9 protein-coding genes are annotated in these 11,703 nt (G+C 67.0%); 2 read left to right on the forward strand and 7 right to left on the reverse strand.

What is annotated here, in order from left to right:
• Nucleotides 1-16 precede the first annotated feature (16 nt).
• The 5 genes from ACSFA5_RS03470 to ACSFA5_RS03490 all read right to left on the reverse strand — a co-directional run bounded on the left by ACSFA5_RS03470 (nucleotide 17) and on the right by ACSFA5_RS03490 (nucleotide 5,780).
• Entirely contained in the window at nucleotides 17-1,129 is a 1,113-nt protein-coding gene (locus tag ACSFA5_RS03470; protein ID WP_435442989.1) for an acyltransferase family protein, read from the reverse strand.
• Nucleotides 1,130-1,185: 56 nt separating this feature from the next.
• Complete coding sequence (locus ACSFA5_RS03475; RefSeq protein WP_435442612.1) at nucleotides 1,186-2,148, reverse strand: NAD(P)H-dependent flavin oxidoreductase; 963 nt, start codon at nucleotides 2,146-2,148, stop codon at nucleotides 1,186-1,188.
• Between the two features lie 82 nt (nucleotides 2,149-2,230).
• The gene (locus ACSFA5_RS03480; protein WP_435442613.1) at nucleotides 2,231-4,021 is read right to left on the reverse strand and encodes an acyl-CoA dehydrogenase; all 1,791 of its coding nucleotides are present in this window, start codon (nucleotides 4,019-4,021) and stop codon (nucleotides 2,231-2,233) included.
• 74 nt (nucleotides 4,022-4,095) lie between these two features.
• Nucleotides 4,096-5,028 (reverse strand): electron transfer flavoprotein subunit alpha/FixB family protein, encoded by a 933-nt coding sequence (locus ACSFA5_RS03485; RefSeq protein ID WP_435442614.1) that lies wholly within the window; start codon nucleotides 5,026-5,028, stop codon nucleotides 4,096-4,098.
• A 2-nt stretch (nucleotides 5,029-5,030) separates the two neighbouring features.
• Nucleotides 5,031-5,780, reverse strand: a complete 750-nt coding sequence (locus ACSFA5_RS03490; protein WP_435442615.1) for an electron transfer flavoprotein subunit beta/FixA family protein — start codon at nucleotides 5,778-5,780, stop codon at nucleotides 5,031-5,033.
• 306 nt (nucleotides 5,781-6,086) lie between these two features.
• Here ACSFA5_RS03490 and ACSFA5_RS03495 point away from each other — a divergent pair, with 306 nt between their 5' ends.
• The gene (locus ACSFA5_RS03495) at nucleotides 6,087-8,459 is read left to right on the forward strand and encodes a phosphoketolase family protein (RefSeq protein WP_435442616.1); all 2,373 of its coding nucleotides are present in this window, start codon (nucleotides 6,087-6,089) and stop codon (nucleotides 8,457-8,459) included.
• 39 nt (nucleotides 8,460-8,498) lie between these two features.
• Nucleotides 8,499-9,308, forward strand: a complete 810-nt coding sequence (locus tag ACSFA5_RS03500) for a YoaK family protein (RefSeq protein WP_435442617.1) — start codon at nucleotides 8,499-8,501, stop codon at nucleotides 9,306-9,308.
• Nucleotides 9,309-9,329: 21 nt separating this feature from the next.
• Here ACSFA5_RS03500 and ACSFA5_RS03505 read toward each other — a convergent pair whose 3' ends face one another.
• Nucleotides 9,330-10,616 (reverse strand): mechanosensitive ion channel family protein, encoded by a 1,287-nt coding sequence (locus ACSFA5_RS03505; RefSeq protein ID WP_435442618.1) that lies wholly within the window; start codon nucleotides 10,614-10,616, stop codon nucleotides 9,330-9,332.
• Nucleotides 10,617-10,658: 42 nt separating this feature from the next.
• Nucleotides 10,659-11,612: a histone deacetylase family protein gene (locus ACSFA5_RS03510; RefSeq protein ID WP_435442619.1), complete on the reverse strand. Its 954-nt coding sequence runs from the start codon at nucleotides 11,610-11,612 to the stop codon at nucleotides 10,659-10,661.
• Nucleotides 11,613-11,703: the final 91 nt, after the last annotated feature.

The following is an 11,703-nucleotide window of genomic DNA, read 5'->3' on the forward strand; positions in this document are numbered from 1 at the left end:
AGCGGGCGCCGGGCCGTCAATGCGAAACGACGACGCCGCTGAGCAGCAAGGCAGCAAAAAGCGTGAACACCGCGCGCCACGATGCCGGGCGCGCTTCCACCCAGCGGTACAGCAGCGCCGCGGCCGCCACCGACAACCCGAAGGTCGCCACCAGGCCCGCCGCATCGAACCATGCGCCGTGCGGCCCGGCGTTGCCCACCGCCGCGTTCATGGCAAGGAGCACCGGAAAGTGAATGAGGAACAGCGAATACGACATGCGCCCCAGCCGCTGCAGCGGCACGGCCACCGCCGGCCAGTGCGGCGGCGACAGCCAGTGCCGGCGCTGCGCGACGGCCAGCAGCAGCGCCGTGACCAGCGCGGTGGCGATGCGGCTGCGCCAGTCGATGGCCAGTGCGCCCGAACCCACCAGCGCCAGCAGTGCGATGGCGCTTTGCCAGGTGCTGAAGCGGGTGGCGCGCCCGATCCAGAACACCAGCATGCCCAGGCCGTAGGTGCCGAAGAAATAGAAGGCGGTGTCGTCCAGCCCCGCATTGCGGTTGAAGAGCGCCAGCGAAGCCACCGCCAGGCCGATCACCAGCGCCACCGGCAACCAGCGCGCCCGCAGGCCCGGCGAGGTGGCGCCGCTCGAACGCTGCAGCAGCGTCGGCAAGCCGACCAGCGCCAGCGCCAACGCGAACAGCTGGAAGTCGATGGCCACGTACCAGACCCCGGTAGAAAGCGACTCGTAGCCCAGCAGGTCCTGCAGCAGCAGGCCGTGAGCGACCAGCTGTCCGAAAGTCGGCGACGCGGGCACGATGTCTTCGTCGAGCCACGGCCGCACCACCGCGGCCACCAGCACGCACACCGTGAGCGCGGCCAGGTACGGCATCACCAGCCGTCCGTAGCGCTGCAGGATGCGCGCCATCGGCCGCTCGCCGCGCAGCATGCCGTCGGGCGCGAGGCTGGCCGCCGCAAGGAAGCCGGCAATCACGAGAAACACCTGCACCGCCAGCCGGCCCTGGTCGGCCAGCCAGGCAAAGAGGTCAGGCGCGAGGGCGTACGCGCCGGCCGGCATCGGGCCGTAGCGCGAAAGATGGTGTCCGACGATCACCGCGCAGGCGATGCCCTTGGCCGCGTCGAGCAGCGGCATCCGACCCAGCGATGACGACGGCGCGCCGGCAGGCGCCGCGCCGGTCGCAATGGCGCTCAAAGCGCCAACCGTTGCCTTGCTTCCTGGTATTCGCGCTTGAGCTTCTCGACGAAGGCCGCGGTGCTGGCCACTTCGGTGACGGCGCCGATGCCCTGGCCCGAGCCCCAGATGTCTTTCCAGGCCTTGGTCTTGCTGCCGTCGCCGGTGGCGAAGTTCATGGTCTTGAGGTCGCCTTCGGGCAGGTTCGCGGGGTCCATGCCGGCAGCCACGATGCTGGGCGCCAGGTAGTTGCCGTGCACGCCGGTGAACAGGTTCGAGTAGACGATGTCGTCCGAGTCGCCGTCCACGATGGCCTGCTTGTAGTCGTCGCTCGCACGCGCCTCTTCGGTCGCGATGAACGCGGTGCCGATGTAGGCGAAGTCGGCGCCCATGGCCTGCGCCGCGAGCACGGCGCCGCCGGTGGCGATGGAGCCCGACAGCGCGATCGGGCCGTCGAACCACTGGCGAATTTCCTGCACCAGCGCAAACGGGCTCTTCACGCCCGCATGGCCGCCGGCGCCTGCCGCCACGGCGATGATGCCGTCGGCGCCCTTTTCGATCGCCTTCCTGGCGAACTTGTTGTTGATGATGTCGTGCAGCGTCACGCCGCCGTAGCTGTGCACCGCGTCGTTCACGTCGGTGCGCGCGCCCAGCGAGGTGATGACGATCGGCACCTTGTACTTGACGACCATTTCCATGTCGTGGTCGAGCCGGTCATTGCTCTTGTGCACGATCTGGTTGATGGCGAACGGCGCGGCGGGCTTGTCCGGGTTGGCCTTGTTGTAGGCCGCGAGTTCTTCGGTGATTTCGATCAGCCACTCCTCGAGCTGCGCCGCGGGGCGCGCGTTGAGTGCCGGCATCGAGCCGACCACGCCCGCCTTGCATTGCGCGATCACGAGCTTGGGGTTGCTGATGATGAACAGCGGCGAGCCGATGATCGGCAGCGGCAGGTTCGCGAGGACGGGGGGCAGCTTGGACATGTTGTCTCCGGAAATGAGTGTGCGGTTTTATAAGACAGAGAGGCTGCTGCCGCCCGTCAGATGGGCGACAGCGGGGGGCGTGTCAGAACGCCTCGAGCGCCAGGGCCGTGACGCTCTCGGCGCCGTCGACGATGCTGTCGCGAATGCCCGGCACCTTGTTCAGGATGTGCTCGGCATAGAAACGCGCGGTGGCGATCTTGGCCAGCATGAAGTCGGTGTCGAAGCTGCGCGAGGCGAGGTCCTGCGCAATGATCAGCGAGCGCGCGAGCTGCCAGCCGGCCACCAGGTTGCCCGCGAGCATCAGGTAGGGCACGCTGCCCGCGAACACCGCGTTGGGCGAAGCCTTGGTCTGGCCGGCCACGAAATCGACCACGTCGATGAACGCCAGCCGCGCGGCCGTCAGGCGCTTGAGCACGGCAGCCGCCGCCGGGTGGTCGCTCTTGGCCAGCTCGGCTTCGGTCTTCTCGATCTGCGCGGCGATGGCCTTGGCGGTCTGGCCGCCGTCGCGCGCGGTCTTGCGGCCCACGAGGTCGTTGGCCTGGATGGCGGTGGTGCCTTCGTAGATCGTCAGGATCTTCGCGTCGCGGTAGTACTGCGCCGCGCCCGTTTCCTCGATGAAGCCCATGCCGCCGTGCACCTGCACACCGAGCGAGGCTACTTCCAGGCTCATCTCGGTGCTGTAGCCCTTGACCAGCGGCACCATGAATTCGTAGAAGGCCTGGTTCTGCTTGCGCGCATCCGCGTCGGCGCTGTGGTGCGCGGCGTCGTAGGCGGCGGCGGCCACGCTGGCCATCGCGCGGCAGCCTTCGGTGTAGGCGCGCATCGTCATCAGCATGCGCTTGACGTCGGGATGGTGAATGATGGGCGCGCTGGCGTTGATGGAGCCGTCGACCGGACGGCTCTGCACGCGGTCCTTGGCGTAGGCCACGGCGTGCTGGTAGGCCCGCTCGGCGATCGCAATGCCCTGCATGCCCACGGCGTAGCGCGCCGAGTTCATCATGATGAACATGTACTCGAGGCCGCGGTTTTCCTGGCCCACGAGGTAGCCCACGGCACCGCCGTGGTCGCCGTACTGCAGCACGGCGGTCGGCGAGGCCTTGATGCCCATCTTGTGTTCGATGCTCACGCAGTGCACGTCGTTGCGCTCGCCCAGCACACCATCCTTGCCGACCATGAACTTGGGCACCACGAACAGGCTGATGCCCTTCACGCCTTCGGGCGCGCCGCTCACGCGGGCCAGCACGAGGTGCACGATGTTCTCGGCCATGTCGTGCTCACCGTAGGTGATGAAGATCTTGGTGCCGAACACCTTGTAGGTGCCGTCGGCCTCGGGCTCGGCGCGGCTGCGCACCATGGCCAGGTCGCTGCCGGCCTGCGGCTCGGTGAGGTTCATCGTGCCGGTCCACTGGCCGCTCACGAGCTTTTCGAGGTACACCGCCTTCAGTTCATCCGAGCCGGCCGTGAGCAGCGCCTCGATGGCGCCGTCGCTCAAGAGCGGGCACAGCGCAAAGCTCATGTTGGCGGAGTTGAGCATCTCGCCGCAGGCCGCGCCGATGGTCTTGGGCAGGCCCTGGCCGCCGAAGTCCGCCGGATGCTGCAAGCCCTGCCAGCCGCCCGACACGTACTGCGCGAAGGCCTCCTTGAAGCCCGGCGTGGTAGTCACCACGCCGTCCTTGAACGACGAGGGATTGCGGTCGCCTTCGATGTTCAGCGGCGCCACCACGTCCTGGTTGAAACGCGCGCATTCCTCGAGCACGGCCTGCGCGGTTTCGAGGCCGGCTTCCTCGAAGCCCGGCAGCTTGGCGATTTCGCCGATGTTGGCCAGGTGTTCGATGTCGAACAGCATGTCCTTGAGGGGGGCGGTGTAGCTCATGTCTTGTCTCCAGATACAGCGGATACGAAAAGGGCATCGCGAACGATGCCCTCTGGCTCATTGCAGCGGTGCGGTCAGAGCGCCTTGACCAGTTCGGGCACGGCCACGAACAGGTCGGCGACGAGGCCGTAGTCGGCCACGCTGAAGATCGGTGCTTCTTCATCCTTGTTGATCGCGACGATGACCTTCGAGTCCTTCATGCCGGCCAGATGCTGGATGGCGCCCGAGATGCCCGCTGCGATGTACAGCTGCGGCGCGACGATCTTGCCGGTCTGGCCCACTTGCCAGTCGTTGGGGGCGTAGCCTGCGTCGACGGCTGCGCGGCTGGCGCCCAGGCCTGCATTGAGCTTGTCGGCCAGCGGGGCCATCACTTCCTGGAACTTCTCTGCGCTGCCCAATGCACGGCCACCGGAGACGATGATCTTGGCGGCGGTCAGTTCGGGGCGTTCGCTCTTGGTGACTTCGCGGCTCACGAAGCTCGACTTGCCGCTGTCTGCGACGCCTTCGGCGGTTTCGACGGTTGCGGTGCCACCGGTGGCTGCTGCGGCGTCGAAGCCGGTCGTGCGAACGGTGATCACCTTGGTGGCATCACTGCTCTGAACCGTCGCGATGGCGTTGCCGGCGTAGATCGGGCGCTCGAAGGTGTCGGGGCTGTCCACCTTCGTGATGTCGCTGATCTGCGCCACGTCCAGCTTGGCAGCCACGCGGGGCGCCACGTTCTTGCCGTTGGCGGTCGAGGGGAACAGGATGTGGCTGTAGTTGCTGGCAATCGCCAGGACTTGAGCCGCCACGTTTTCAGCGAGGTTCTCGGCAAGGCTCGGGCTGTCGGCGGCGATGACTTTCGACACGCCAACGATCTGTGCGGCTGCCTTGGCCGCTTCCGCTGCATTGGCGCCAGCCACGAGGATGTGAACGTCGCCACCGCAAGCGATGGCAGCAGTCACCGTGTTCAGGGTTGCCGGCTTGATGCTGGCGTGGTCATGTTCGGCAATAACTAGTGCGGTCATGTTCAGATCACCTTCGCTTCGTTCTTCAGTTTGTCCACCAGCGCAGCCACGTCGGCCACCTTGATGCCTGCGCCGCGCTTGGGCGGTTCGCTGACCTTCAAGGTCTTCAGCCGGGGCTTGACGTCCACACCCAGGTCTTCAGGCTTGAAGATATCGAGCGTCTTCTTCTTGGCCTTCATGATGTTGGGCAACGTCACGTAGCGCGGCTCGTTCAGGCGCAGGTCGGTCGTGATGACTGCCGGCAGCGTGAGGGTCAGCGTCTCCATGCCGCCGTCGACTTCGCGCGATACGGTCACCTTGTCGGCGGCCAGCTCGACCTTCGAGGCGAAGGTGGCTTGCGGCAGATCGGCCAGCGCAGCGAGCATCTGGCCCGTCTGGTTGGCATCGTCGTCGATGGCCTGCTTGCCCAAAATGATCAGCGAGGGCTGTTCCTTGTCGACCAGCGCCTTGAGCAGCTTGGCCACGGCCAGCGGTTGCAGCTCTTCGGTGGTCTCGACCAGGATGCCGCGGTCAGCACCGATGGCCATCGCGGTGCGCAGGGTTTCCTGGCACTTGGCGTCACCGCAAGACACGGCGATGACTTCGGTCACGATGCCCTTCTCCTTGAGGCGCACCGCCTCTTCGACAGCGATCTCGTCGAACGGGTTCATGCTCATCTTCACGTTGGCAATGTCCACCCCGGTGCCGTCGCTCTTCACGCGCACTTTGACGTTGTAGTCGACGACCCGCTTGACAGGTACAAGAACCTTCATTGACTTGACTCCATTGGATTGCAAAAAGGGGGCTTTTGAGGGCAGCCGGTCATTCTAGGACGCGACCTTTGCAGCCTCTGCGCTCTTCTCGATGGCATTGGCGCCGGCAAAAAAGAACGATCGTGCTTTTCACAATTATAAAACAGTGTCGGACGCATAGGCGATGCCGAGTCGTAAAGATGTTTGCACAGCTCGCCGGCAGCAAAGATCCTCTTGTCTACCGACTTGCATTGAGCTTCATCAAAGACAGTGCGGGCGCGCCGTCCCATACTGGACTGCTTACCCTCACCCAGCAGGCGGTCCGACATGGTCTCGACATCCACCCAGAACGCTTCAGAAGACTTCACCCTGCTGGATGCCTGGTGGCGCGCCGCCAACTACCTCTCGGTGGGCCAGATCTACCTGATGGGCAACCCGCTGCTGCGCGAGCCGCTGACGCTGGAACACATCAAGCCGCGCCTGCTCGGCCACTGGGGCACCACGCCGGGCCTGAACTTCATCTATGCGCACATGAACCGGGCCATCAATGCTCGCGACCTCGACGCGATCTTCGTCGCCGGTCCGGGCCACGGCGGGCCGGGCGTGGTGGCCAGCACGTACCTCGAAGGCACCTACAGCGAGGTCTATCCGCACATCTCGCCGGATGCCGAGGGCCTGAAGCGCCTGTTCACGCAGTTCTCTTTCCCCGGCGGCATACCGAGCCACGTGTCGCCCGAGACGCCGGGGTCGATCCATGAAGGCGGCGAACTCGGCTATTCGCTGCTGCATGCCCACGGCGCGGTGTTCGACAACCCCGACCTGCTGGCCTGCTGCGTCATCGGCGACGGCGAGGCCGAGACCGGCGCGCTCGCGGCCAGCTGGCATTCGAACAAGTTCTTGAACCCGGCACGCGACGGCGCGGTGCTGCCGATCCTGCACCTGAACGGCTACAAGATCGCCGGGCCGACGGTGCTCGCGCGCATCGGCGACGAACAGCTCACGCAGCTGATGCGCGGCAACGGCTACGAGCCGCGCTTCGTGTCGGGCCACGACCCCGCGCTGATGCACGGGCAGATGGCGGCCGCGCTGGACGCATCGCTCGACGCCATCCGCGCCATTCAGGTGGAGGCGCGCTCCGACGGCTTCAGCCGCCGCCACCGCTGGCCGATGATCGTGCTGCGTTCGCCCAAGGGCTGGACCGGGCCGAAGACGGTGGACGGCGTACCCATCGAGGGCACGCAGCGCGCGCACCAGGTGCCGCTCACCGGCTTCGCCGACAAGCCGGCGCACATCGCCCTGCTGCAGGAATGGATGCAAAGCTACCGGCCCGAGGAGTTGTTCGACGCCGAAGGCGCCCTGCGCGCCGACATCGCCGCGCTCGCACCCCGAGGCGAACGCCGCATGAGCGCGAACCCGCACGCCAACGGCGGCCTGCTGCTGAAGAACCTCAAGCTGCCCGACTTCCGCGACTACGCCGTGGCAGTGTCCAAGCCCGGTGCGGTGGATGCCGAGGCCACGCGCGTCATGGGCGAGTTCCTGCGCGACGTGATGCGGCTCAATGCCGCGGACAGCAACTTTCGCCTCATGGGCCCCGACGAGACCACCTCGAACCGCCTGGGCGCGGTGTTCGAGGTGAGCAACCGCACGTCGACCGCCGAGATCCTGCCCGGCGACGACCACGTCGCGCCCGACGGCCGCGTGATGGAAGTGCTCAGCGAGCACCTGTGCCAGGGCTGGCTCGAAGGCTACCTGCTGACGGGGCGGCACGGCTTCTTCTCGTGCTACGAGGCCTTCATCCACATCGTCGACTCGATGTTCAACCAGCATGCGAAATGGCTGAAGGTGACGCGCCACATTCCGTGGCGCCGGCCCATCGCATCGCTCAACTACCTGCTGACCAGCCACGTCTGGCGGCAGGACCACAACGGCTTCAGCCACCAGGACCCGGGCTTCATCGACCACGTGGTCAACAAGAAGGCCGAGGTGGTGCGGGTGTACCTGCCGCCCGACGCCAACACGCTGCTGTCCGTGACGGACCACTGCCTGCGCAGCCGCAACTACGTCAACGTGATCGTGGCCGGCAAGCAACCCGAGGCGCAGTGGCTGGACATGGCCGCGGCCGAGCGCCACTGCACGGTGGGCCTGGGCATCTGGGACTGGGCCAGCAACGACAACGGCGTGGCGCCCGACGTGGTGATGGCCTGCGCCGGCGACGTGCCCACGCTGGAGACCATGGCCGCGGTCGACCTGCTGCGCACGCTGCTGCCCGACCTGAAAGTGCGCGTGGTGAACGTGGTCGACCTGATGGCGCTCGAATCGCCCTCGGGCCATCCGCACGGGCTGGACGACGCGGTGTTCGATTCGATCTTCAGCACCGACGCGCCGGTGATCTTCGCCTTCCACGGCTATCCGGCGCTGATCCACCGGCTGACCTACAAGCGGCGCAACCATGGCAACTTCCATGTGCACGGCTACCTGGAAGAAGGCACCACCACCACGCCCTTCGACATGACGGTGCTCAACCGGCTCGACCGCTTTCACCTGGCGGCCGACGCCATCGACCGCGTGCCGCGCATCCGCGACACCGCCGGCCATGTGCAGCAGCACCTGCGCGACCGGCTGCTCGAACACAGGGCCTACGTCGTGCGCCACGGCAAGGACATGCCGGAGATCGAGAACTGGCGCTGGAAACAGCACTGACAGCCCGAAGGCCGGCCGGCTTCGGCCTTCGAGGTGCCCATGCGCAGACTCCGCTTTCTCACCAACCGCCACCGGGCGCCGTCGACGAACCTGGCGCTCGGCCTGCTGCTGGCCTTCAATGCCGGCGCCATCAATGCGGGCGGCTTCCTGGTGCTGCACATGTACACCTCGCACATGACCGGCTTCGCCTCGCAACTGGCCGACGGCATGGTGCTGGGCAACGCCACCTTGCTGCTGAATGCGCTGGGCGCCATCCTGGCGTTCATGAGCGGCGCGGCCGTGTGCGCCATGCTCGTCAACTGGAGCCGGCAGCACCGCCTGCACGGTGTGTACGCACTGCCGCTGCTGCTGGAAGCCGCGCTCATGTTTCCGTTCGGCCTGATGGGCGCCATCACGCTGACATGGCCGACGCCCTTCGCGGTGCCGCTCACCGTGCTGCTGCTGTCCTTCATCATGGGCCTGCAGAACGCGGTGGCGTCGAAGACGTCGGGGGGCAGCATCCGCACCACCCACATGACGGGCAACATCACCGACGTGGGGATCGAGCTGGGCAAGATGCTCTACTGGAATCGGCGCGCGGGCACCGGCCCGGCGCCGGTTCGCCATGACCGCGCCCGGCTGCGCAGGTCGGGCGGGCTGGTGTGCATGTTCGTGCTGGGCGGGGCGGTGGGGGCGCTGGGGTTCAAGTACGTCGGCTTCGTCTGCGTAGTGCCCTTTGCCGCGCTGCTGCTGGCGCTGTCGATCCCGCCGCTCCTGCGCGACATACCGCGCTCGAGGTCGCTCGCGAGGCGGCTCGGCTGGCAGACGCGCGCCGCGGCCGATGCGCAGGCCACGAGGCGCCCGGACTGACACCCGCCAGCTGGCGCTCGATCAGCGGTCGGCGGAATTCAACACCGCGGGCTCCGCGGCGGCGGGCAGGGACTCCACCCGCACCACGCGCTGCGGATAGGGAATGTCGATGCCCGCACCGCGCAACCCGTCGAGGATGGCGATGTTGATGTCCGAGCGCAGGTTGTCCTTGCCCTTGTCGGGGTCGGCCACCCAGAAGTTCAGCGTGAACTCCAGCCCGTCGGGCGCGAAGTTCATCAGGAAGGCCACCGGCGCGGGGTCGGTCATCACGCGCGGCTGGGCCTTGGCGGCCTCGCACAGGATGGACTGCACCTGCGCCACGTCGCTCTCGTAGCCGACCACGATGGTGGTGGTGATGTTGAACTTGCGGTCGGCCAGCGACAGGTTTTCCACCCGGCTGGTGATGAGCGATTCGTTCGGCACGATGGCCTCGCGCCCGTTGCCCGCGCGAATGAGGGTGTAGCGGGTCTTGATGTCGGTGATGCGGCCCTCGAAGGTGTCGACCTTCACGTTGTCGCCGATGCGGATCGAGCGCTCCAGCAGGATGACGAAGCCGCTCACGTAGTTGGCCGCCAGCTTCTGCAGGCCGAACCCGAGGCCCACGCCGAGCGCGCCGCCCAGCACCGACAGCGCCGTCAGGTCCACCCCCACCGCCGACAGCGCGAACAGCAGCCCCACCAGCAGCAGGAAGGCACGCACCGCGTTCGACGCCACCTTGCGCATCGACAGGTCGGTAACGGCTTCGCGCAGGATGCGCTTCTCGATGGTGCTGGCGATCCACAGCGCAATCACCAGCACCAGCCCGGCCGACAGCACGCCCTGGAAGATGGTCTGCAGGCTCACGCGCGTCTTGCCGAAGGCCAGCGTGATGTCGTCGAGCTCGGCCAGCACCGGCGGCAGCAGGCCCACGATCCACAGCACCGCCGCAATCCAGGCCAGCCACGAGATGGTGCGCTCCAGCAGCCGCACGAGGTTGGACGCCGGGAACACCGCGCGCAGCACCCGCGCGAACAGCCGGATGACCGCCAGCGACAGGAACACCGACACCGCGATGCGCAGCACCAGCACGGTCTGAAAATCGATCACCACGCGGCGGGCGACCTCGGTGAGCACCAGCGCCAGCAGCGGGAACAGCACGCCGTCGAAGGTGCGCTCGCCGAACCAGATGGAGTCCTTGGGCTGGTCGCGCCCGAACCATTTGCACAAGGCCCAGGCCGCGGCCACGCAGGCCACCAGCGCGGCGAGTTCGATGCCCAGGCCGCGTGCATCGACCTGGCTCAGGCGTTGGGTGAAGTCGTTGAAATTCATCTCTTGGAAAAAAGCGGGGCGCGCCAGCGTGCGCCGGCCGTGCTAAAGATCCGCCAGCACGCGGATGTGGGCTTCCACGCTGCGCGCCAGGGCGTCGAGGTTGTAGCCGCCTTCGAGCATCGACACGATGCGGCCCCTGGCATGGCGCCTGGCCACGTCGTGCACGCGAGCGGTGATCCAGGCGAAGTCGTTCTCGTTGAGCCCGAGCTGGCCCAGGTCGTCTTCGCGATGGGCGTCGAAGCCGGCGCTGATGAACACCATCTGCGGCTTGAATTCCTCCAGCCGCGGCATCCAGACGGCCTCGATCATCTCGCGCACGTCCATGCCCCGGGTGTAGGCCGGAATGGGCATGTTCAGCATGTTCGATGCGGGATGGTCGGTGCCGCTGTACGGGTAGAACGGGTGCTGGAAGAAACCGACCATCAGCGCGCGCGGGTCGTTCGACAGGATGTTCTCGGTGCCGTTGCCGTGGTGCACGTCGAAGTCGACGACGGCCACGCGCTCCAGGCCGTGCGCGTCCAGCGCGTGCCGCGCCGCAATGGCCACGTTGTTGAAGAAGCAGAAGCCCATGGCCTGCTCGCGGCACGCATGGTGGCCGGGCGGGCGCACCGAGCAGAAGGCGTTTTCGAGCTCGCCGGCCATCACCGCGTCGGTCGCGGCAATCGCGGCCCCGGCGGCGCGGCGCGCTGCCAGCAGGGTGAAACGGGTGAGCACGGTATCGGGGTCGACCTGCGCGTGGTCGGGACCGCCGGCGGGCTCGTCGGCCACCAGGCGCTGGTGCAGGGCCTCGAGGTTTTCTACGTGCGCCGCGCTGTGCGCCCGGGTGATCTGCGCCAGGGTGGCCAGCGGCACCTCGCAGTGCTCGAGGGCATCGCCCACGCCGGTGAGCAGCAGGCGGTCTTCGATGGCGTCCAGTCGACCAGGGCACTCGGGATGCCCCTCGCCCATGTCGTGCTTCCAGAAATCGCGGTGTGTGAAGTAGCCGGTCTTGCCCATGTGTCTATCGCCACGTGCCCATGTGTCTCTGTCGCCACGCCTAGACCTCACGCGGCATGGGGCCGACAGGTCTTACGGTATCGTTTGCATA

The organism is Variovorax monticola (genome assembly GCF_051216855.1).
Lineage (GTDB): Bacteria > Pseudomonadota > Gammaproteobacteria > Burkholderiales > Burkholderiaceae_C > Variovorax.

Bases quoted from the DNA above. Each gene is read 5' to 3' on its own strand.
- ACSFA5_RS03470 (WP_435442989.1), bottom strand. From the start codon at position 1,129: ATGCCGCTGCTCGACGCGGCCAAGGGCATCGCCTGCGCGGTGATCGTC.
- ACSFA5_RS03475 (WP_435442612.1), bottom strand. From the start codon at position 2,148: ATGTCCAAGCTGCCCCCCGTCCTCGCGAACCTGCCGCTGCCGATCATC.
- ACSFA5_RS03480 (WP_435442613.1), bottom strand. From the start codon at position 4,021: ATGAGCTACACCGCCCCCCTCAAGGACATGCTGTTCGACATCGAACAC.
- ACSFA5_RS03485 (WP_435442614.1), bottom strand. From the start codon at position 5,028: ATGACCGCACTAGTTATTGCCGAACATGACCACGCCAGCATCAAGCCG.
- ACSFA5_RS03490 (WP_435442615.1), bottom strand. From the start codon at position 5,780: ATGAAGGTTCTTGTACCTGTCAAGCGGGTCGTCGACTACAACGTCAAA.
- ACSFA5_RS03495 (WP_435442616.1), top strand. From the start codon at position 6,087: ATGGTCTCGACATCCACCCAGAACGCTTCAGAAGACTTCACCCTGCTG.
- ACSFA5_RS03500 (WP_435442617.1), top strand. From the start codon at position 8,499: ATGCGCAGACTCCGCTTTCTCACCAACCGCCACCGGGCGCCGTCGACG.
- ACSFA5_RS03505 (WP_435442618.1), bottom strand. From the start codon at position 10,616: ATGAATTTCAACGACTTCACCCAACGCCTGAGCCAGGTCGATGCACGC.
- ACSFA5_RS03510 (WP_435442619.1), bottom strand. From the start codon at position 11,612: ATGGGCAAGACCGGCTACTTCACACACCGCGATTTCTGGAAGCACGAC.